Here is a 26,252-nt window from a genome sequence, read left to right as displayed (position 1 = left end):
TCCCTTATTTCTTACCTCTTGGTTTTCTTGGCTTTTTAATGTATCCAATTTCAATACAATAATCTAAGTACGTAGCTATTAGTTTTTCATCTATTTTGGGACACCTAATATTGCCATTTTCAAGAATGTTTTTCGTATATGTCGCATCTACATAGGAATATCCCAAGGAGTCACTACCAACTGGATTAAGTAGTATTAACTCTGTTGTTAACGAGTGATACCTATTTTCTTTACTTTCAAGAACGTCAACGAATTCATCAAAGTTAATAATATTAACTTTATATCCAAACTTATTTATGTAATTCATAACATCATTCAGTGTGCTTGTTTCAGGATTGTTTAAATGGTACGTTTGGTAAGTATCTTTTAATGTCGTTGTAAGATATACCATACCTTTACTAATATAATCCAGTGGAGTAATGTCATAATGAAATGGTGAGTTGTAAAACAATTTCATTTCAATTGCTGTCTTTATAAAGTCATAGAAAATCCCTGGAACACTTGTTATTCCAAAAGGATAATATCCATTTTGACTATCTCCCATAATATATCCTGATCTTACGATTATCCAATTCAAGCCAGCTTTTCCAGCTGAACGAACTAAATGTTCTGCTTCAAATTTGGATTTTTCATAACCCATTTTTTTAAAGCCTTGACCTAGGTCGTAATCCTTTTCAGTAAATGGAGAACAATTTTTATACAGACGATCTCCCATGACGGCTATAGTTGATGTATGAATGAAGTATTTTTGCTTCGTTTTTAAAGCAAATTCAATCATGTTACTTGTTCCATCAACATTGACACTTTTTACTTCATCATAAAATCCATGTAAACTGGTTTTTGCAGCAACGTGTACCACCATATCAATTGTATCTGCAAGTTCATTATAAAGCTCTGCCTCTAATCCTAGCATCGGATGTACAATATCACCTAGTATTGGAATGATTCTTTGCTCAAACTGTGTCCAAAGGGTCTGATTTGGATCATGAACGACAAGCATTTCCTTAATACGCTCTTTTGCTTGTTCAGTATTTTGCCCTCGGATGACGCAATAAAGTATACTGTCAGTTATTTCAAGGTATTCCTTAACTAACCTTCCACCTAATACACCCGTTACACCATTTATCAATATTTTATGAGTCACAAGTTTTGATGCATCCGGCTTTTGCAGTACTGTTTCCTCTGTATAAGGCTTTTGTTTTACGACATCAGGCAATTTGTTTTCAATTTTCTCTACATCCTCAATTGCCTCAACATCAATGTTGTATTCATTTAATAACAGCTCTGAAACTACATATTTAGCAATTCCTTCTAAATTCTCTTGTTGGAAAATTGATGAGGATAATTCTATTGTATCAAATTCATTTTGTATTTTATTTGCTAATTGAACTATTGTAATTGAGCTCAAACCGTATTCTGTAAGTTTCACATTTGCATCAATATCTTCTATACTAATTCCTAGCACTTCTGAAGTGAATACGCTCACATCCTCTAGTACTTTTTTATAAAAATCTTCATTGTCATCATTATTCATTTGCTCAGATTGAAGAGCATTTTCTTGTGTTTCTTTTTTTGCACTACTTTCTTCCAGCTTATTGTTTTGATATTTTATAATTTCTAGCTTTTTCTGTGGGTCGTTATGATTACTTTCATACTTAGGAACCCAATAATGTTCATTTGCAAAAGGATATGTCGGTAATGAAACTCTCCTATAGGTTTCCCCTTCATATAACAGCTTCCAATCTATCCCTACTCCTGTCACCCATAGCTGGGCTAGTTTATCTAGCTTTCTCTCATTTATAATGCTTTTGATATATTCCTCACCTTCTTTATCTTCAAGGAATAGAACCAAATCTGATTTGGTTTTTTTAACATTCCCTGTGAAAGTAAGATCAGGAATCATATGACCTTCACAATACGTCTTTAATCCCTCTATTAGTTCTCCAGTTGTAGACACGATTAACACAAGTCGTTCATCCATTGCTTCCCTACCTACCTGCAACGTAAACGCGATATTGTCTAACGTAATATCGTCAAATTTATCTTCCTCTAATTCCTTCTTGGTTAGGAAATCGCATAATTGTTTTGCATATTCCTTAAGTCGCTCTTCTTTTTTTGCGGAAAGCACTATGATATGCTCTCTATGCTTTTGGATACATGGTATATTTACAAATTCCTCTAGTATCATATGTACATTAGAACCACCTGCTCCAAAGGCATTTATTCCTGCTCGTCTTGGATATTTTTGACCTTCTATTTCAGGTTGTAACCACTTACTCAACTCATTTTGCATATAAAAAGGTGTACCCTCAAAATTAATATTTGGATTCTCCTTCTCAGAGTGTAGTGAAGGCACTAGCTCCCGATATTTCATTTGCAATAAAGTTTTCGTTATTGCTGCAATTCCACCTGCTGATTCCAAATGACCAATATTTGACTTGGCCGAACCTAATGGACAATATTGCTTGTCAAGTGTATAGTTTGTAAAGGCTTTTGACAAGGACGCTATTTCAATAGGATCTCCAAGTGCTGTACCAGTTCCTTGTCCTTCAACATAGCTTATTGTTCTTGGGTCTATATGTGATTTTTTTAATGTATCAAGAATTACTTCCGTTTGTGCTTTTGGATTTGGCACTGAGTAACCACTGGTTTTTCCACTGTGGTTAATAGCCATCCCCTTGACAACACCATAAATGTAATCTCCATCTTCCTTAGCCTTCGTAAGAGATTTTAACAGTATAGCACCGACACCTTCACCAGGTACATATCCATCTCCACCCTCACCAAAACTTCGGCATTTACCATCAGTCGAAATAAATCTGCCTTGTGATAACAATAAGTATTTATTTGGATGCAAAGTAACATTTACCCCTCCTGCTATTGCCATTTCAGCTTCGCCTCTATAAATACTTTCGCATGCAAGGTGTACTGCTGTTAATGCCGATGAACACATGGTATCTAACGCAATACTTGGTCCTTTAAAGTCGAAAAAGTAAGATACTCTATTTGCGATTGATGCATAAGAGGAGCTAAGCGACATTGGGTTACCCATTAACGTTTCCTCTGCACCATATAACTGATACTCGCCATACATAACCCCAACATACACTCCCACTTTGTTTTTATTGAGTCGTTCCCTTGTATAACCTGCATCTTCAATTGTATTCCAAACAGTTTCTAAGAAAATCCTCTCTTGCGGGTCAATATAATGAGCTTCCATTGGGGAAATATTGAAAAATAGCGGATCAAATTTATCAATATCCTCTATAAAGCCTCCCCATTTGCTATAGCTTGTACCTATATTATCCTTATTAGAATTATAGTACTTCCTATAGTCCCATCTATCTGCTGGTATTTCTGTTATGCAATCTTTTGCAGTTTTTAAATTATCCCAAAATTCTGTAAGATTTTTCGCCATCGGATATCTTCCACTTACACCAATGATTGCTATATCATCAATGATTGAAGTAGCTTCCATTGATTTCGAAACCTTGAATCTTGAATTTCGTGTTTTCTCTTTTGTTTCTTCATAGCTTATATCCTTTGATTGAGTTACTTCAATGAATTTACGAACTGGTTTAAAACTTTCACTATAATAACGACCTAGTATATCCCTATGTTCTTCTAATAAGTACTCCCCAAAGGATGCAATCGTGGAGTGTTCATAAAATACATGTGGCATTACCTGTAACTGATATTTATCATTCAACAGGTTACCTAACTCTGTAAAGGTAATTGACTCAAAGCCAAGCTTGTCCATATCTGCATTTAAATCAATATCCTTCTCATCTATTTTTGATATTTTTGACACCAATCCTTTTAAATCTCTCTTAACTTTTTTCAACAGATTGTCCATGTCAAGATTGATTATTTCTTCTGTTTCTACCTTTGCTTCATTTGTTGCTTTTTCTTCATTTGTTGCTTTTTCTTCATTTGCGGCTTTTTCTTCTTTTAACTCTGTTTGTTTTGTTGACGTTTTAACTTGTTTGTCATTTATGATACTCGTTATTTTACTCTTATGACCTTCAATGACGATCAACTGTGGCTGTTGTTGAATTAGACTTAATTCAAACGCTTCGATTCCTGTTCTTGTTTGAAGTAGCTTCATGCCAAAGTTCTTTTCAAGTAATCTTTCAGTTTCACTATCTACTTTCATTCCGCCTTCTTGCCATAATGGCCAATTAATCGATACTGTTTTCCCGAAACGTTTGCCATCTTGACACATCATCTCTCTTTTATTTGCATAGCAATCCATAAAGCTGTTTGCATAGGCATAATCCGCTTGACCTGCATTTCCAAGTACCGATGAAAGGGATGAGAACATTGCAAAGAAATCAAGTTTTTCATTTTTTGTTGCTGCATCAAGATATAATGTACCAAATACTTTTGGTGCAAATACTTCTTCCATCTCTTTTTCTGTTTTGTTTATTAAATACGCGTCTTTTATAACTCCTGCACTATGAATAATTCCGTTTATTTCTTTAAATATTGCTTTGCTTTCTGCTACTAGCATTTCAACTTCTTCTTGCTTAGATATATCAGCCTTCCTATAAATGACTTCAGCTCCATATGCTCTGAGCTCGTCAATTTTTTCCTTTTTGCTTGAATCTAGCTCAGATCTTCCTGAAAGAATAAGTCTTGCCTTATAATTTTTTGCTAAATGTTCTGCAAATATTAGGCCAAGTCCTCCAGCTCCTCCTGTGATGATATAGACTCCCTTTTCTTTCAGCACTTGATTATCAATGGACTTTTGTTTCATGTCTTGGATTTCATGAAGTACCTTGACTAGTCGTTGCCCATTGCTATACATGATTTCCATGTTATTTTCTTCTAATTCACGCATTAGAGTATTTACAATTTCTGTTGGATTTTTTGAGTCTAATCCTACTGACTTACATAAAACTCTAGAGCTCTCAATACCTACCGTTTTGAGCACGCCACTTACTGCCTCATAATGAGGCATACTTGCTTGCTTAAATGCATTATAAGCATATACGAGCTTAATCATATCTTTTGGCTTTTGCTCAATGATTGCACGACTTAAGTGGCAAATCGAATATACTCCTGATTCTAGTTGATTGTTCAAGCTTTGTTCAAACGAAGTATTTTCTTCAATACTTTCATGAACCTCATTGCAACTAAACATATGCAAAATATGCGTTGGTACGAGATTGCTCTCCTTTAATGCTTCTAATAGCTTTACATAATCTTCATACTTACTACTATTTATTTCATATTTACCTTCACTTACTTTATTAAATTCTTCCCCTTGTGTTACAAGTGTTATGTTATTGCTCGTTTCTTTTAATACATTGTATATTTGTGCTTCTTTATCAAATATAAGAATATTACCTGAAGAAATTGGGTCAGTAGTTCTTACCGGCAAGTCACTATTTTCCCAAATGTTGTTGTAAAATAGTGTAGCTGATGTTTCATTGGGATTAATCAGTGCTCTAAGTGACAAGTCTTTTATTCTAATAAGTGCCTGTCCTTCTTCGTCCACAATTTCAACATCAAATTTCTTAACCTTTGCCGAATCTCCAGTAAAAGTTACATGAGCATAGCATTTCTCTTTAAGCTCCTTTAAATACGTAACTTCACCAAGGGCAAAAGGCAGGTATGTTGAAGATTCTTCTGAACTATTACTTATTCCTATAATTGCCTGTAATGCACCGTCCATTAGGGATGGATGCAATCCAAATTCATTGAAGCTGTCTTTTAAACTATCTTTTATTTCTAAATAAGCTAATGCCTCTCCTTCTCCTGAATACAATGTTTTAATTGACTGAAAACTATGTCCGTATTCAAGTTCAATTTCTTTAAACTTGCTATAGCACTCTTCGCTAGTCATCACTTTGGTGCATCTTTCCTTGATTGCTTCGATATCAATTATTTCATTCGTATTTATGAATTCATTGCTTTCAAATATCTTCCCTTGGCTATGCAGCACAAGATTTTTATTATTATCAAAAGTACCCACTTCAAATTCAACACTATTGCCTTCAGGGAACAGACTTATTTGCACTTCCAGCGGAGTGTTTTCTACCATGATTGGTCTTGTCCAAACGATGTTTTTTATTGTGCTTACTCTGGACATCCCTGATAATTCCCCTGCTGCACGTGCCATCTCAATATATGCGACCCCTGGTAAAACCTTATTTCCTGCTACTACATGGTCAGCAAGGTAGAATTCTTTACCTGTTAAAAATGTAGTAAATTTTTGCTCTAAAAGGGTAGATGAATTTTTGTCTATCATTGGATGAAGTCTACCAACCTCTTTTTGATCGCCAATATTATTTCCTTTTTGAATAGGCATCCAGTAACGATTTTTAGCAAATGGATATGTTGGAAGGGATAATTTTCTTATTTCCTGGCTATTATGTAATTGTTGCCAGTCTATTTCTCCTCCCGACACCCATAGCTGTGAAATGTTTTCTAGTTTTCTGTTATTTATTAATGAATGTATAAATTGTCTTCCTTCATCACCATCAATAAATAGATTTGATTTTTGCTTGTTGTCAACATATGAGCCTGAATAAACTCTAGCGGTATCAATCTTACCCTCTAGGTATAGTGCTAGCTTTTCCTTCAGTTCATCTATTGATGACGCAATCATTGCTAACCGTTCAGCCATTGGTTCTCTACCTAGCTGGAGGGTGTATGCAATTTCTGTAAGACTCATATTTGGAGGTGTCTTTTGGCTACTAACAACTTCAAGGTTTGTATAGCGTTCTAATATATTTTCTCTATATTGTTCAATTAAGTCTTTTGCAATATTTTTAAGACTTGAACACAAGAGTGATAATGGTAAAAAGGCATCAATTTTATATAGATCACTTATTCTTTTCGATAAATCTGTAAGTCTTACCAGGTCAAAGCCATACTCATCAATATTTTCACTCGTGCTTATTTCATCTGGTAAAACACCAATTATTTCTGCAACTTCTCCAAGTAATTCTTCAAGGATTTTTGCTTGAATACTTGCATTACTTACACTTTTACGATCACCCTTATGCCCGTTATCATCAATAAAGCTTAGCATTTCTCTTGCATAGGCCTTCAGTCTATCTTCGTTTTTCGCTGATAGCACAATGATCTGAGGTTCACGATCAATTGCTAAATTGTTTTCTGGCAGCTCATATTCCTCTAATACTACATGGGCGTAGGTTCCACCAAATCCAAATGAACTTACTCCTGCTCTTCTTGGAATATCTTTACCATTATTATCTTTGAGCTTTTCCCATTCTTGTGTACGTTCTACAATATAAAATGGTGAATCCTTTAAATTTATGTATGGATTCATTTCTTGAAAATGCACAACACCTGGAAGCTTCTTGTTTTTTAGTGCTAATACAAGCTTAGTTAACCCTGCTATACCTGATGCTGGCTCTAAATGTCCTATGTTGGTTTTTACTGAACCAAGTCCACAGTAATTGGCATTCGTTATTTGGCGTCCTTGCTTCTTAGCTAAATCAGCAAAGCCTTTCTTTAGACCTTGTATCTCCGTTGGATCACCAAGTTCAGTCCCTGTTCCATGTGCTTCAATATATGAAATGCTTTCTGGTTCGAATCCAGCTTCTTCGTAAGCCTTAACAAGCATATCAGCCTGTGCCTCTGAGTTAGGTGCAGTTAATGAATTTGCCCTTCCCCCGTGACTTTCCACTGTGCCTTTTATGACTGCATATATATGGTCATTGTCTGCTATTGCTTTACTAAGTGGTTTTAGTAGCAGTGAACCGACACCTTCCCCTTTTACATATCCGTTTGCGCTTTTGTCAAAGGTCTTACACCTGCCATCTGGTGACAGTATACCAAGCTTAGCTGCACCCAAATAAGTGTAAGGAGATATCATTAAACTTACTCCCCCAGCAATGGCAAGCTCACTTTCTCCACTTTGTATTGATTTGACCGCTCTATGAACTGCTACAAGTGCACTTGAACAAGCAGTATCAATAGCCTCACTTGGCCCTTTCAAATTTAGTAGATATGATATTCTATTACTAAGTAATGCATGTGCATTTCCGGTTCCCATTTGGGCTTGTATTTCTGTTCCCTCACCCATCATATCTTGATAATCAGAAAACTGCATACCAACAAATATACCAATGTTTCTTCCCCAAAACTCTGATGGTTTATAACCTGAATCTTCTATTGCATTCCAGGAAGTTTGTAAAAACAATCTTTGCTGAGGATCCATTAGCTCTGCTTCTCTAGGAGATATGTTAAAAAACATAGCGTCAAATTTGTCTACATCGTCAATAAAGCCGCCCCATTTAGCATTTGTCTTGTTTGGTTCTCTAGGGTCTTTGCTATAAAACTCTCTATAATCCCATCTGTCACGAGGAATTTCAGTTATTAAGTCTTTTTCCGCCTCAATATTATCCCAAAATTCTTCTAAATTTTTCGAACCTGGGTAAATACCGCTTACACCTATTATGGCAACAGGCTCTTTTTCAGACACTTTGTTATAGTTAAGTTTGCTTCCTAAGCGTTTTGCGAGTGGTTCAAGATAGTCTTTCGTATTTTCATCCATTGTTACTCGAGGTTTTTCAAGCTCTACCACTTTACTTGTCCCAGTTTGATAACTTGCTGCCACTTCCTCTTTATATTCTTCTAGTAAAAACTCACATAGACCTTTTAATGTACTGTGTGCAAAGAAAACTGTTGGTGGTAATTCTACTGCAAATAATTCACCAATGTTATTTCCTAACTCTTTCAATGATAATGAATCAAATCCATATTCACCTAAATTCTCGTTTATGCTTAATTTTTCTTTTTCAAGCTTTAAAATTGAAGCTGCAACTTTTATTACATCCATTTCTAATCTTTGTGAAATAGGAACACTATCTTCATAAGATGTTATTACTACTCTTTTATGAACTGCTTTAGTTATTACATTAGCTTTAGTAACGTTAATTATTTCTTTCTCTTCTTTATTGTCATTTACAATTTTTTCTACCCTGCTTTTTTCTCCTGACATGACCAATACTTGTTCATAACCACTTTTTAATATTTTTTCAAGAGCTTCCATACCGTCCTTCGTTTCAAGGTATGTCATTCCTGATGACTTCAGATATAAGCTTTCGCTTTCTTCATTTAGGTGCATGCCACCTTCTCGCCAAGTTGGCCAATTAATAGAGATTGTTTTTCCGTATCTCTTATTATTCTTTCTTAGTTCTTCTCTATACACAGTATAACTATCTAAAAAGCTGCTACCAATTGCATAGTCGCACTGTCCAAAATCTCCAAGAATCGCTGAAGCTGACGAATACATAATGAATAAGTCCAATGATTCATCTTTTGTTGCTTCATCTATTGCCAATGTACCTTGAACTTTTGGATATAAAGTAGCCGAATATTCGGCATATTCTTTATTTGTAAGTAAATTAGCACCCACTGTACCTGCAGCATGAATGACACCGTTTATTACGCCATATTTTTCTTTTGCTTTGTTTACGATTTTTTGCATATCTAGTATGTTGCCTACATCAGCAGCAAAATAGTTGGCTTCTGCTCCAAGTTCACTTAATTCATTTAGTTTATCAGTCTTTTGTTTATCTAGTTGAGATCGTCCTACTAAAACAAGCTTTGCTTGATAAGCTTTTGCAAGATGCTTTGCAGTTATAAGACCAAGTGCTCCCATTCCCCCAGTTATTAGGTATACTCCATTTTGTTTGAATTGTTGCGGTACTAATAACTCTTTGGTTACTTCCTGGTTTAACTCTTCAAGCTTTCTAACATATCTTTCACCGTTTTCATACTTAGCTTCAGGCCTTATACTAATGATTGGCATATAAAGCTCTTGTATTATTATTTTGGCAATTTCATCGCTATCATCAACAGATTCCTTTGCGTTGATTTTAATCGTTGATAAAGCTAGCTTCGGCCATACCTGTAATATTGATCTTGAATATCCGTTTATAGCTTCCATAAAGGGATTGGATACTTTGTCATAACTACGATAGGGCACTACGATTCTTTTTATCGTTCTAGTTTTTGTAACCTCCATTGCTTTAAACAAGTAAAATAACGGATTTATCCCCATTGATAAATAATCTTTACTTTTTTCGTTGATCATAAATGTGTCAAATTTATTGCTCTTTTCTTTTATTGCTAATGGCCATAAATAGGCTATTTTCTTTGGCAATTGATCTTTTTCTCTTAATTTATTTAAGAGTTTTATGTAATTCTCTGGGTTTTCAACATTTATTTCATAGGTCTCTTCATCAATTTCTTTATATTCTTTTGAAGGTATAACTAATATTACTGAAGAATTTCCCTCAATATTTTGTTTAATGCTTTCTTTTTGCCTTTGGTCTGTATCAAAAACAAGAAGGTTGCCTTGTAGCTTATTGTCTGGAATTACAGAAACTGCTTCACCTGTTGGACTAACACTAGTTGCCTTATCCCAATTACTAGTATAATATAAAAGCTCTGATTCTTCTGTGCTTTTAACCTTATGTTTTGATAGCTCTTTATAGGTTAATCCTTTTATGTTTAGAAATTCATAACCCCTGGAATCTATCACTTTTATATCTATTTTATTTTCATCGTTTATTGATGCTAAAACATAGCACTCTTCATGATTACTTGTACTGTCTTGCGGATTATATTTCCCTGAAAATTCTTCGCTTTGAATAAGCTGATTTTCTTGGGATCTTTTGCGTATTTCAATTTCATCTATTCTATACGGTTCAATTTTCATATCATTTATACGTCCTGATGACAGTGCTAATATACTGGCACACTGAAATACGCTTTCCAAAAATGCAGGATGTATAAAAGCAGGTAATGCTACTTTAGCTAGTACTTCTTCTTCATTTGAAAATAATTCATTAATCACTTTATATGTTGCACCATATTGTTTTCCATACTTTTCAAACTGACTGTAAATATCATCTTTCTTCTGGGTATTCGTAAATCCAGCTATGAATGAATTTATATCAATAATACTTTGTGCTTTGTTGTCCTTTTCATTTAAATAAACAATTTTCCCCTGTGAATGAATATGACTTTCCTTGTTCTCTCTACCTGAACTAATTTCATATTCAATTTTATCCCCATTCGGATATAGGTTAATATAAACATTGGTACATTCTTCTAAAAGGGCTATTTCTTTCCCCCATTTAATATCTTTTAGTAGTGCTATTTCATTGTTTTTATTTGCCAATTCTCCCGCCGCTATTGCTAGCTCGACAAGTAATATGCTAGGAAACTGTGTATTTCCATTTGCTTTACAGTCTATTATAGTAGGATCATCCTGCCATAAAGCCTTTTTATAGCAATGCTCTTCGAGTGATGACTCATTTGAATCAATGAACTTGTGAAGCTTTTGAATACTCATATCATTTATTAGCTTGTTTGTTTCCTTGTTTTCCGGAATCCAATAACTTTCCTTAGCAAATGGATAAGTTGGGAGTGAACTTCTACTTGGAATTTCATCTTGATATAGCTCCTTCCAATCCATTTCAAAACCATTTACCCAAAACTGTGCAATGATGTCCAGCTTCTTATCAGTCATTATATCTTTAATAAACTGATTTCCTCTATCATCACTTAATAACATATTGTAGTTAGATGGGATGTCTTTCATATTTGCGCCATATAAATTATCGTTCTCATATTTACCTTCAATATAATCTTTTAAAGTTAAAATAAGTTCTTTTTTATGATTGGCAATTACTGCTATCCTTTCATTCATTGACTCTCTTCCAATTTGAAGCGTATATGCAATTTCTGTTAAGCTTAAGTTTTCGTCTTGATTAAGAAACGCTATTAAGTCCTTAGCATATTCATTCAGTACCTCTTTATTTTTTGCAGATAATATAATTAGTTTTGGTTGCTGATCGTTTTGTTCAATGACCTTTTCATTTGCATATTCTTCAAGCACAACATGTGCATAGGTTCCCCCAAATCCAAAAGAGCTTACACCCGTACGTCTAGGTAACCTATTTCCATTTTCATCTATGAAAGGCTCCCAATCTTTTGTTTTTTCAACAATATAAAATGGTGAGTTCTTTAAGTCAATATACGGATTAATTTCTTCAAAATGTACAAGACCTGGTAGCTTTTTATTTTTAAGTGCCAGTATAAGCTTTGTTAAACCCGCAATACCTGATGCTGGCTCTAAATGTCCTATGTTTGTTTTTACTGAACCAATTCCACAGTAATTGACTTTAGATATTTCACGGCCATGTTTCTTAGCTAAATCAGCAAACCCTTTCTTTAGACCTTGTATCTCAGTTGGATCACCAAGTTCAGTGCCTGTTCCGTGTGCTTCAATATAGGAAATACTTTCTGGTTCAATACCTGCTTCTTCATACGCTTTAACAAGCATCGCTGCCTGTGCGTCTGAATTGGGTGCAGTAAGTGAATTGGCCCTTCCTCCGTGACTTTCTACCGTGCTTTTTATGACAGCATATATATGGTCATTGTCAGCGATTGCTTTACTAAGTGGTTTTAGTAGTAGTGAACCAATACCTTCCCCTTTTACATATCCGTTTGCACCTTTGTCAAAAGTCTTGCACTTACCATCTGGTGATAGTATACCAAGCTTTGAAGCACCCAAATGAGTGTAGGGTGATATCGTTAAGCTTACACCACCAGCAAGGGCAAGCTCGCTTTCACCACTTTGTATGGACTTAACCGCTCTATGTACGGCTACAAGTGCACTTGAGCAAGCAGTATCAATTGCCTCACTTGGTCCTTTCAAGTTTAGCAAAAAGGATATTCTATTACTAAGTAATGCATGCGCATTTCCAGTACCCATTTGGGCTTGTATTTCAATTTTATCTGCCATTATGTCTTGATAATCGGTAAACTGTGTTCCAACAAATACACCAATGTTTCTTCCCCAAAACTCTGATGGTTTATAGCCTGAATCTTCTATTGCTTTCCAGGAGGTTTGTAAAAACAATCTTTGTTGTGGATCCATAAGCTCTGCTTCTCGCCTAGATATATTAAAAAAATGTCCGTCGAATTTATCTATATCCTCGATAAAACCGCCCCATTTTGCATTTGTCTTATTTGGTTCTGACGGGTCTTCACTGTAGTACTCTCTCCAGTCCCATCTGTCAAGAGGTATTTCAGTTATCAAATCTTTTTCTGCCTCAAGATTATCCCAAAATTCTTCTAGATTTTTTGAACCTGGGTAAATACCACTCATTCCTATTATGGCAACCGGCTCTTTTTCCATAGCCCTTTGTTGATGGTTGCTTATTTTCCTTTGCAGTGCCAGCTTCTTTGTTGTCTCAACAACCGTTGAAACTTCAACGTTGTTTTCATGATCCTCTAAATAAAGATTACTAACCACTTCTTGGAATTCTGAACCTATGTATTCACATAAACCTTGTATATCGCTTTGAGCAAAGAATACGGTGGGTGAAAGTTCAATTCCATATAGCTCACCTAATTTATCGCCTAATTCTTTAAGACTTATTGAATCAAAGCCAAAAGCTCCTAGATTTTCATTGATATCAAGCTTATTACTAGGAATTTTTATTATTTTACTGGCTATTTCTTTTACATCAAATTCAATCTTTTCTTTTATGGACAACGATTTAGGAGCTTGCGTTTTAAAGCTACCTCTTTGGATATTTTTTCTTTCTCCTTGGGTATCTAGCATTTTACCATCATTTTCTTTACTTATAAACTTTTGTATTTTTTCTTTATTTCCAGAAAGAACGATTGAATAACTTTTAATACTACTCAATATTTTCTCAAAAGAATCCATTCCTGCTTTGTTTTCTAAATAGCTCATACCTGAGGTTCTTAAGTATAACTCCTCAACTTTCCTATCTAGGTGCATGCCTCCATCTCTCCAAAGAGGCCAATTGACTGCTTTTGTTACACCTTTTCTTAGGTTTTCATTTCTTAAGCCTTCACGATATTTAACATATCCATCTAAAAATCTATTTGATACTGAGTAATCACCTTGACCAAAGTCCCCTAACACTGAAGAAGCCGATGAAAAGAATAACATAAAGTCTATATCTTCATTTTTAGTTACCTCATCAAGAACTATGGTTCCTTGAACTTTAGGAAATAGTGTTTCTTTGAATTCATTGATCTCTTTTTTGCTAAGTTCCATGGAACCTGGCAAACCTGCAATATGTATTACCCCGTTTAAGGCACCATACTTCTTATTAATTTTACTTATGACAACTTCCATTTCCTCATTATTTCCAACATTTCCTTGAAAATAGGTTATTTCTCCACCTTCTTCATTCATTTTTTTAAGCTCATCTTTTTTATTTTGCTTAAGGGCTGATCTGCCAGTTAAAATAAGCTTTGCATTATACTTACTTACAAGATGTTTTGCTAAAACAATTCCTAATCCACCTGCTCCACCAGTAATTAAATATACGCCGTCTTTTCTTATTTTTATTTCATCATCCTTAATACCTGTTTCATTATGCACTACCTCATTAAGTACTGCTTCCTTAATTTTTCTTATATATCTTTCGTCTTTTTTATACATAATGTCTTGATAAATGTATTTTTCTTCGATAGACAATTCCCTTAAAATAAGTTCAAAACCTTTTTCAAGACTAAATTCCTCCAACTCCATAGTAGAAAAATTTAATCTTGGCATGCTCTTGTTAAGAGAACCTGAAAAACCTTTTATAGCAAAAGCAAAGGGATTGACTTTTTCCTTTGAATGATTCATAACTGAAATAAATCTTGTTATGGATTTTATCTTAAGCTGATGAATAGCCTTTACAATATGAAATATTGGTGAAATTCCATAATCTAGTAACTCTGTTGATTCTTCTAGCTTCAAATTATTGTTGTTGATTTTTGTTGACCATAAGTCAATAATTGAACTTGGATTAAATTCACTCTCCAAAAGCTCTGAGAAAAGAAGAATATAATCCTCTTTTTTCTCAGGAGCAATTTCAAATTCCCTACTGCTAATTTTATTAAATCCTTTTCCTGGTCTTACAATAATGCTATTATCCAGTTGTACATTATTAGCTTTTTCATATGCACTTATTTCTGAAGTATCTAAAGAAAAAACGATTAAGTTGTTTAGTTTATCTTCCTTGATTTCCTTAGAAGATAAAGGCATTCTTTCCCAATCAAGTTCATAATACATGATTTCGGAAATTTCATTTTTGTATTGTTCTTCTTTGTATTGTTCTTCTTTGTACTGTTCTTCTTTGTACTGTTCTTCTTTGTACTGTTCTTCTTTGTACTGTTCTTCTTTGTACTGTTCTTCTTTGTACTGTTCTTCTTTGTACTGTTCTTTATTTAATTTCCTTGGAGCTTTTTCCAACTGTTTAATTAGTACTAGTGCTTCTTGTGATGTTATCTCGCGATTACTAACCATCTTTAATATCTGTCTTTTATCTAAATTATTATTATTCATATAGTCCTTCCTCCATTAGCATTACTGCATCTTCAAAATCAATTTCTCCCGCTTCAAGTGCCATTAGTATTTCAAGCTCTGAATCATTGTTTGGTTGCTCTTCAATTTGAAGATTTTCATTTGAATCAGTTTTAGTGACCCAATACCTTTCCCTACTGAACGGATATGTAGGCAAGGAAATTTTTGATGAAGTCTCGGTATTGCAAATGCTGCTCCAGTCAATTTCAGTACCAATAACCCATAGTTTTGCAATTTCATCAAGGTTTTTATTTAGGGTAAGATGATTAACCTCTTCTTTTTCTTTTGTTACGAGTCGCTGTTTTTTATTTGCCTTTGTACTTCCCATAAATAACCCAACAACATTTATGTCCTTGCTTAAAAATCCCTCAAGTTTGTCTTTAAGTTCTTCAACACTTGATGCAAGGATTGCTACTCTTTCTTCCATGGCGTCTCTTCCATAGATTGAGGTAAATGACATATCCTTCATGTTTAAGGCTTCCTTTTTCACAATCTTCCTTTCCAGAAATTCCACCATATCATGTGCATAAGTTGTCAAACTTTCATTGTTTTTGGCTGACAAAACGGTGATTGAAGGTTCATTATAAATTGTTTCGATCTGTTTATTATTTTCATACTCCTCAAGAACTATATGGGCATTCGTTCCACCAAAACCAAAGGAGCTTACACCAGCACGCCTTGGTTCATTACCTATTTTCTCCCACTGTATCGATTGATTTATAATATAGAATGGGCTTCCTTCTAATTGGATATATGGATTTATTTTCTTAAGGTTAATATTTGCTGGAATTATTTTATGTTTAAATGCTAGTAATACTTTTAGTAAGCCAGATATTCCTGCTGCAGTTTCAAGATGTCCAATATTTGTCTTAACTGATCCAATGGCACAATGAGGCTCTTCAATACTATTTCCCCACTTTGAATTCAGCTCACTAAAGGCCTTCTTTAAACCATTTATCTCTATTGGATCTCCAAGGCTTGTACCAGTTCCATGAGCTTCAATATATCCTACCGTAGAAGGGTCTATTTCCGCTTTCTCCCAAGCTGTAACAATGAGTTCTGCTTGTGCATTGGGATTTGGGGTTGTCAAAGAATTCGCATGTCCTCCATGATTTACTGCACTTCCTTTTATCACACCGTATATATAATCTCCATCTCCAATTGCTTTGCTCAGTGGTTTTAATAGCACTGCTCCAGAACCTTCCCCTCTAACATAGCCATTCGCATTTTTGTCAAAGGTCTTACATCTTCCATCTTCGCATAACATTCCAGCTTTGCTGAAAGAGATATATAGAGTTGGACTTGTAATAACATTAATTCCTCCTGCAATTGCCATAGTGCAATTGCCATATTGTATAGCTTCAACAGCTCTATGAATTGCAACTAGCGAGCTTGAACAAGCAGTATCTATCGGTTCACTTGGTCCATGAAGGTTAAGCAAATAGGATACTCTGTTTGCAAGAACACAATGAGCCATTCCTGTAGCAGTTTGCGCCTGTATTTCAATACCCGAGTCTTTTATTACATCGTTATAATCCGAGGTTCCTACTCCAACAAATACTCCTGTTTTTGTTCCAGAAATATCTGTTGATTTGTAACCTGCATCTTCAATCGTCCTCCACACTGTCTCAAGGAAAATCCTCTGTTGCGGATCCATAAGTTCTGCTTCCCTTGGAGAAATACCAAAAAACAGCGGGTCAAACTTATCAACTTCCTTCATAAAGCCACCCCAAATAATATTGGTTTTATTCGCTTCTCTCATTGGATTTCCATAGATTTCTTTCCAATCCCAACGATCAGGAGGTATTTCTGTAATCAAATCCTTTCCTGCCTCAAGATTGTCCCAAAAGACTTCTAGGTTTTCTGATTGTGGCATTATTCCACTCATACCTATTACTGCAACGGGTTCGATTTTCGGGCTTTCAATCGTATTGATGAATCTATTTGATGTTGCTACCATAGGTTTCTCACTATTGAAATTATCATCATTTAACAGTTTTTTTGTTGACTTCATATCTTTATCATAATAGCTTAAGATTAATTCCCTATATTCTTCTAAGGCAAATTCCATGAAAGAAGATAGAGTTGAATGTTCATAAAATATTGATGGCATAATATTTAACTTATACTTTTCATTAAGCTGGTTACTAAAATCTGTAAAGGTAATGGAATCAAACCCAAATTCACTTAAATCTCCTTCTAAATCTAAATCCTCTTTTTGAAGCTTAAGTATTTTGGAAACCACTTCCATCAAATCTTCTTGAACCTTATTAACCAAATCCTCTGTATCAATCTCGATAATATTTTCTACTTTCGAGTGTTCTTTTTCACCAGTATTATGAACAATACTGTTTATTTTATTTCTGTAGCCATTAACGACAATTAATTGAGGCTGATCTAGGTGTAATCCTAATGTAAATCCGTCAATACCTATCTTCGTATCTAAAAGCTTCATACCAATTGTAGCTTCCAACATTTTTTCAGTATGACTGTCTACTTTCATGCCCCCTGCTCTCCAAAGTGGCCAGTTAATCGATAAGGATTTTCCCTGACGCAAACCTTCTCCAACAAGCTTATTCCTCATACCTGCAAAATTGTCCATATAGCTGTTTGCATAGGCATAATCTGCCTGTCCTGCATTTCCAAATACCCCTGCAATAGAGGAAAACATTACAAAAAAGTCAAGTTTTTCTTCCTTTGTTGCCTCATCAAGCCAATTCGTACCAAATATTTTCGGACCAAAAACTTCGCTCATCTCATCTTGCGTTTTATTTATTATATAGGAATCCTTAACTACACCTGCACAATGGATAATACCATCGATACTTCCAAATCTACTTTTTGTTTCAGCAATTAAGTTTTCAACTTCTTCTTTTATTAAAATATTTGCTTTCATATATACTACTTTTGAAGAATACTCATTCAATCGTTCAAGCTCTTCACTCTTCTTAGCATCCATATCGCTACGACCTGATAAAACTATAGTTCCACTATAATTTTCAGCTATGTGTTTAGCAAATATTAATCCTAATCCTCCAGTTCCTCCAGTAATTATGTACACACCGTTATCCTTAAGGCTGGTTGAACTTTCCAATGTTTTATGATTTCCTACTGTTAGTTCATCAATATCCTTTAATTCCTTAATGGATTTTCTCCATCTTTTCCCATCTCTATATTTGACTTCTAAATCATTCACCTCAGCTTCAGAAATGAATATATTGGTGATTTCTTCGCAATTTTTTGTTTCCAATTCTATAGTCTTAAATCCAATTTTTGAGTTTTCAAGTGCTACAGTTTTTAAGAATCCACTAATTCCCTGATAATGAGGGTTCGCTTTCTTAGAGTCATTATGAAATGCATAAATGATTTTCACTTTATCTTTAGGCTTTTCTTCAATAAGACTACGGCATAAGTTAAACATAGAGTACACACTTGTTTCTAATTCATAGGTTAATTGTTTGTTATAATCAGTATGTTTTTCATTATCCCCAGTGTTTAACAGGTGAAGAATATGTGTAGGCATATTGCTATTCTTAGAGAGATCTTTTATTAATTCCATATAGTTATCACTGTTACTAAAGTTAATTTCGTATTGCTCCTCACTAAGCTTTTTGAAAGAAGCTCCTGCCTTAACTATGATGAAACCATTATTTTTAGAGCTTAATTTTTTCTTTAAGCTGTTAAACTGCTTTGTTCCCCAATCAAAAACCAGGAATCTTTTAGCTACTAAATCTACTGTCTTATGATTGTCGAGGGCGCTTTCTTCCCACGTAACACGATAGTGAATTGTTTCAGACTCTTCCTTTATAGCCTTTTCTTTTTGTTCTTTTACAAGAGCTCTTAAAGAAAAATCCTTAATCCTAACAAGAACATTTCCTTTATTATCAAGAATTTCAACCTTGAATTTTTTTACCTTTGCTTCACTTTTGGAAAGAGTTGTATAAACATAACATTCTTCCACAAGGTCTCCAATAATTTCAACCTCGCCAAGGGCAAAGGGCAGATAAGTTGTTTTATCGTCTTCACCAATACCCGCAACTGTTTGCAATGCTCCATCCATAATAGATGGGTGAAGAATAAATTTATTAAAATTATTTTTTAATTGTTCTGGCAATGTTAATAGACCAAGTGCTTCTTGATCGTTTGAATAAAGCTTCGTTATTGTTTGAAAGCTATTTCCATAGCTAAAACCTGCGTCAATAAATCTTCTATAGCACTCTTCGCCACTACTATTTTTATTGCAGCTTTTTTTAATTGCTTCAATATCCACGATTGCATTTTTCACTGTATCGCTTTTGTTGTCTTCAAATACAAGTTTACCTTGCCCATGAACCTTACCATTTCCCGCTTCATCTACAGTAGAAATTTCAAAGTCAACAAAATTATTTTTTGGAAAAAGACAAATACTAACCTTTGTACCTGTTTCGTCTTCAGTTATTGGTCTTGTCCATACAACATCTTTTATTTTTGCTACTTTTTCATCAGAGGATAGTTCCCCTGCTGCTCTTGCAAGCTCAAGGTATACAACTCCTGGAAGTATTTTGTTACCACCAATAACATGATCTTCAAAATAAAACTCCTTGCCAGTAAGCTCCGTTAAAAACCTTTGTTCTTTAAAGGTAGAGATGTTTTTATCTATCATTGGATGAAGCTTATTTTTTTCTTTTTGTGCTTTTAGCAATTTTCTTTCATCTTGTTCGGGTATCCAATAACGATCTCTTGCAAAGGGATATGTAGGTAGGGATAGTCTTCTAGTGTCTCCTCTTTTTTGCACCTTAGTCCAGTCAACTTCCACACCACCAACCCATAACTGGGCAATTTTATTTGTTTTACCCTTTTGAATTAATATATCAATAAATTCTTGACCCTCTTCTTCGTCAATTAATTGCAGGGTTTTTTGTTTGTTATCAATTGCTGCACTGATAAATAAATCCTTGATGTCCTTCTTCCCATCTAGGTATTCACATAACCTTTCTCTTAACTCCTCAATGCTACTCACTACGATTGCCATACGATCAGCCATAGCATCTCTTCCTATTTGTAAGGTGTAGGACATTTCTGCTAAGGAAACTTTTGGAGTAGTCTTAATATATGTATTTAAGTCTATCGGATAATAATTTTTCAATGGTTCAAAGTGCTCTGTAACTAATTCATTTCCAATATTATGTAAAGAAGTATACCCTGAATTTATTTTTGCTTTTAAATCAATTTTAAATTTCTCACAAACCATATCATAAAATCTAGTTATATTTACTGGATCAAATCCGTATTCATCCATTGCTTCATTCTCATTGATTTCATTAGCAGGCACCATAATTATTTCAGCGGCTAATTTCTTTAAGTCATTTTCAACATTTTGAAGCAAATTCAACGCACCATCATTGCTCTTTTGGCTTGCGTTCTCAATAAATTTAAGGAGTTCCGTAACATAGTTATCTAGTCTTTTTCTGTTTTTTGCAGATAAAACTATAATCTGTGGTTCAAATTCCTCAACTTCCTTTACCTCAGCTTGAATATATTCTTCAAGGGCAATATGGGCATTGGTTCCACCGAAGCCAAAGGAGCTCACTCCTGCTCTTCTTGGCTCATTACCAATTTGTTCCCAATCTTTCGTGTTCTTTACGATATAGAACGGGCTTTCTTCTAATTTTATATACGGATTAAGTTCAGTTAAATGAATACTTGCTGGTATTTTTTTATTTTTCATAGAAAGAATTACTTTTAAAAGTCCTGCAATACCAGAAGCTGTTTCTAGATGTCCAATATTCGTTTTAACAGACCCAACTCCACATTGTTGACTTTGGGAAGTAATTCCCCATTCTTTATAAAGTTGATCAAACGCCTTTTTTAATCCATTGATTTCAATAGGATCTCCTAAGCTAGTTCCAGTACCATGTGCCTCAATATACCCGATCGTTGAAGGATTAACTCCTGCTATTTTCCACGCCTTACTAATTAAATCTGCTTGGGCATTTGGATTTGGAGTTGTTAAAGAGTTTACATGGCCTCCATGATTTACTGCACTTCCCTTAATTACCGCATAAATATGATCACAGTCTTCAATTGCCTTAGATAACGGCTTTAGAAGTATAGCTCCCGTTCCTTCACCTCTAACATACCCGTTGGCATTTTTATCAAACGTTTTACATCTTCCGTCTTCACAAAGCATCCCCGCCTTGCTAAAGGATATGTATAGGGTTGGACTTGCAATCACATTTACACCACCTGCTATTGCCATATCACAATTTCCTAATTGAATTGCTTCTACCGCTCTATGAATTGCTACAAGTGAGCTTGAACAAGCCGTATCAACTGGCTCACTTGGCCCATGTAAGTTTAAAATAAATGAGATTCTATTTGCCAGAACTGAGTGCGATATTCCAGTTGAGGTTTGAGCCTGTATCTCAACCTCATGGTCTTTAAGTAATTCGTTGTAATCTGAAGTACCCACACCGACAAAAACACCCGTATTCGTATCTGAGATATCTTTAGACTTATAGCCAGCATCTTCTATGGTTTTCCAAACTGTTTGTAGAAATATTCTTTGTTGAGGGTCCATAAGCTCCGCTTCCCTTGGAGAAATTCCAAAGAACAATGGGTCGAACTTGTCTACCTCATTCATAAACCCTCCCCACTTCACATTGGTTTTATTAGGTTCAGTCATAGGGTTACCAAAAAATTCATTATAGTCCCAACGATCACTAGGGATTTCCTTTATTAAGTCTTTGCCAGCCTCTAGATTATTCCAAAAATCCACTAAATTATCTGACTGTGGCATAATTCCACTAATGCCAATGATAGCAACTGGTTCACTTTCTTTTCTAATAAATTCATTGATTAATAATGGTTTTGACAGGTTGTATCTTGCTCTAACTCTCTTTTCTTCAACAATGATTTCTTCCTTTTGGTTATCTTTTTTAATTGCTTTAAGCCCATCACCGTAGTATTTGATAAAGACGTCTTTGCAATCTTCTAAAAGATACCTTCCAAAGGACAACAAAGTGGAATGCTCGTAAAATATTGATGGCATTAATTGTAGTTTATATTTATCATTGAGCTCATTACTAAACTCTGTAAAGGATATTGAATCAAAACCAAATTCACTTAAATCAGCATCTAAATCAATTTCGTTTTCTTGAATTTTTAATATTTTTGATACTGTTTCCTTGAGTTCCTTCTGTATCTTTTTAAGCAGCTCCTCCTCGTTGACAGTTACCTCTTGAAATACTTCATTTGAATGTTTATTCGAATGTTCACTCGAATGTTCATCTGAATGTTCATTTGGATGTTCATTTGAATTTTCATTTATAGTTTTTTCTTTGCTATTTAACAATGCATTTGTGACTTCCGTTCTATTTCCTTGAACTACAATCAGCTGATCTACCTTAGTATTCAAACTAATTGTAAATGCTTCTACGCCTTTGTCTGTGTCGAGTAGCTTCATACCCATTCTACTCTCAAGCATCCTTTCCACTTGACTGTCAACCTTCATGCCACCTTCACGCCACAATGGCCAGTTAATGGAAACAGATTTTCCATGTCGTTTTTCCTCTTTCTCCAGTTGACTTCTATAAATGGCATAGTTATCCATAAAACTATTTGCATAGGCATAATCCGCCTGTCCTGGATTTCCTAATACTGCCGAAATCGAGGAAAACAGTGCGAAAAAGTCCAAGTTTTCATCTATTGTTGCTTGATCCAAATAAGCTGTTCCATATACTTTTGGACCAAATACCTCTTCCATTTCAGTTTCAGATTTATTCATTAATAAAGCATCTTTTATTACACCCGCACAATGAATGATTCCATTTATATGGTTATATTTTTTCTTAGCTTGATTAATGAGCTTTTCAACATCTTTTCTCTTTGAAATATCTGATTTAATATAAGTAACTTCTCCACCATAGGTTCTTAGACCAGCTAGTTTTTCTTCTTTGTTGGCATCAAGCTCTGATCTTCCAGATATGATTAATTTAGCCTTGTAATTTTTCGCAAAATATTCAGCAAATAGGATACCTAATCCTCCGGCTCCTCCTGTAATAATATATACACCCTCGTCTTGAATGGATATATTATTGTCCTTAGTACCTAGATTATTGTCTTCAATTTCCTCGATGAGCTTAATTCTTCTTACCTTCTCTTTATAAATAACTTCTGATGCATCAGAATGTAGCTCTGCTGTTAAAATACTAGAAATATCTGCTTTGCTATCAAGGCCAACGGATTTAAATGCAACTTTAGAGTTTTCTAAACACAAGGTTTTTGAAAATCCACTGACTGCTGTAAGGTATGGTAATAATTGTCCATTCTCATTATTATAAGCATATAAGATATTCATTTTTTCAGTTGGCTTTTGTAATGTTAAGGAACGACTCAAGTTAAACACTGAATATATACTTGTGTTCAAGCTTCCATCTTTTATTTCCTCATTGTTTGTAGCTAATAGGTGAATAATATTTGTAGGCATTTGATTATTGGTTTTCAAAGCTTCAAAAAGAGCATTATAATCTTCTAATTTTGAATGATCAATTTCATATCGAAGCTCACTAAATTGCTTAAATTTTTCACCCTTACTTACTAGGATTGTATTTTCATAATTTCCTACAAAATAATCTGCAATTTCTTTAATACCATTTTCTTCGTTATGTAATAGGAGTACTTTTTTTGATCTATCTATCTCTTTTATTGTTGGAATCATTTTTTCTTGCCATTTGCTGTTAAAGTACAGTAGGTTTGAACTAGCGATTTCTTTTTTGGAGCTTGCCTCCCCAACAATAGCTCTTAAAGAAAATTCCTTAATTTTCACTAAAACGTTTCCTTCTTCATCAAGAATTAAAATATTATATTTTAAAATTTTTGATGAAGCTACCTCTTTAGTAACATAAGCAAGACATCTTTGCTTTAGAAGACCAAGCATTTCTACTTCTTTAATAGAAAATGGGAGATAGGTTTCATTACTTTCAGCATCGTAGTTCAGTCCCATAACAGCTTGCAAGGCTCCATCCATAAGAGAAGGATGTAGTACGCAATCATACATATGATCTGTTAGATTATCTGGCAAATCTAAGTCAGCTAATACTTCTCCTTCGCCAATTAACATATTTGATATAGGTCTAAAGGTCTTCCCATACTCAAGTCCACTATTTGAAAATATAGTATAACATTCCTCTTTGCTAAGGGATTTACTGCATCTTTCTTTTATTTCGTTGATACTAACCTTCTTATCCGCTGAATTGTTTATGGCATTGTTTTTTGCATTGTTATTTATTGCATTGTTATTTATTACATTGCTATTTATTGCATTGCTATTTATCGCATTGCCATTTATCGCGTTGCTATTTATCGTATTGCTATTTATTGCATTATATATACCGCTGTTTTCTACTACCAGCTTTCCTTGTCCATGTACTATTCTATTTTGTTCCGTATCCAAGGTAGAAATTTCATATGTAACAAAATCTTCCTCTGGAAATAGGCTTATATTTACTTCACAGGGAGAATCATTTACAGTAATTGGTCTTGTCCAAATAATATCTTTTACTTTGTTCATATTTACTAAACCTGATAATTCTCCTGCTCCACGAGCCATTTCAATATAGGCTACTCCTGGTAAAACTTTATTCCCTCCTACAATATGGTCTTCTATGAAAAATTCATTCCCATATAAAATGGTTGTGAAATTTTGCTTCGATAAAGTAGACGTATTTGCAGCTATCATAGGATGTAGTTTATTTGCAATACTTAAGTTAGTAGGTCTAGCTCCTTCACTATTATGATTTTCAGGTATCCAATAAATATCCCTTGCAAAAGGATAGGTTGGAAGAGAATGTCTTCTAATTTTTTCATCCTCATATAATAGAGAAAGGTCAACATCTCCACCACATACCCAAAGCTGCGCTATTTTTTCAAGCTTTCTGTTTGTCATCAAAGCCGAAACAAATTGTTTTCCCTCTGAACCCGCTACAAGCTGTACAGATTTCTGACGACTATCTGAAGCTGTTCCCAAATATAGGTTTTCTATATCACTTTTTCCCTCCAAATAGCCCTTGAGCTTAACAATTAATTCATCAATTGATGCTACAACAACGGCTAAACGTTCACTCATAGCTTCTCTTCCTGCTTCAAGGGTATACGCTATTTCCTTTAACCACAAATTAGATTTTACTTCTGGTAAACCTTGTTCAATTTGGATTTCAAAAAATCTCACCATTTCACTTGCATACGCTTTTAGTCTTATCTCATTTTTGGCAGACAGAACAATCATTTGAGGTTCAGCATACTCATACCCTTCTATATTAGGAGAAACATATTCTTCTAATATAACATGAGCATTTGCCCCACCAAAGCCAAAGGAGCTAACACCAGCTATTCTATGAATGGACTCCCCGTTTTCATCTAATAATTTTTCCCATTCTTTTGTTTTTTCAACGATATAGAAAGGAGAATTATTCAGATCTATATAAGGATTCATATCCTTAAAATGCAATGTACCCGGAAGTTTTTTATTTTTCATAGATAAAATTACTTTCGTTATTCCTGCAATTCCAGAAGCGGGCTCAAGATGTCCAATGTTCGTCTTTATTGAGGAAATCCCACAATAATTTGTTCTACCACTCGCTTTTCCTGATTTTTTCTCTAAATCGCTAAATGCCTTTTTCAGACCTTGGATTTCAACTGGATCTCCGAGTTCTGTCCCTGTTCCATGTGCTTCAATATAAGAAATAGAACTAGGGTCTATTCCCGCAGCTTCATATGCTTTTACAAGCATTTCAGCTTGAGCTTCTGAATTTGGAGCAGTTAATGAATTTGCTCTACCTCCATGACCCTCAACACTTCCTTTAATAATCGCATAAATATGATCCTT

The 26,252-nt window shown here is 34.5% G+C and carries 2 protein-coding genes (1 of these 2 running past the window's edge); both read right to left on the bottom strand.

Annotation, left to right across the window (positions count from 1 at the left end):
* Positions 1–4: 4 nt before the first annotated feature.
* The gene (locus CVU84_08040; GenBank protein ID PKM94866.1) at positions 5–15,097 is read right to left on the bottom strand and encodes a hypothetical protein; all 15,093 of its coding nucleotides are present in this window, start codon (positions 15,095–15,097) and stop codon (positions 5–7) included.
* Positions 15,098–15,362: 265 nt separating this feature from the next.
* Positions 15,363–26,252, bottom strand: partial view of a hypothetical protein gene (locus CVU84_08035; protein PKM94865.1) — the 3' portion only. Its footprint extends 6,537 nt past the window's final position; only the last 10,890 of its 17,427 coding nucleotides appear in the window; its start codon lies beyond the right edge, outside the window; the stop codon is at positions 15,363–15,365.

This window comes from Firmicutes bacterium HGW-Firmicutes-1, from assembly GCA_002841625.1.
Lineage (GTDB): Bacteria > Bacillota > Clostridia > Lachnospirales > Vallitaleaceae > HGW-1.
The sequence above is the reverse complement of the archived record's forward strand: the minus strand, read 5'-3'. Positions and strand labels throughout refer to the sequence as shown.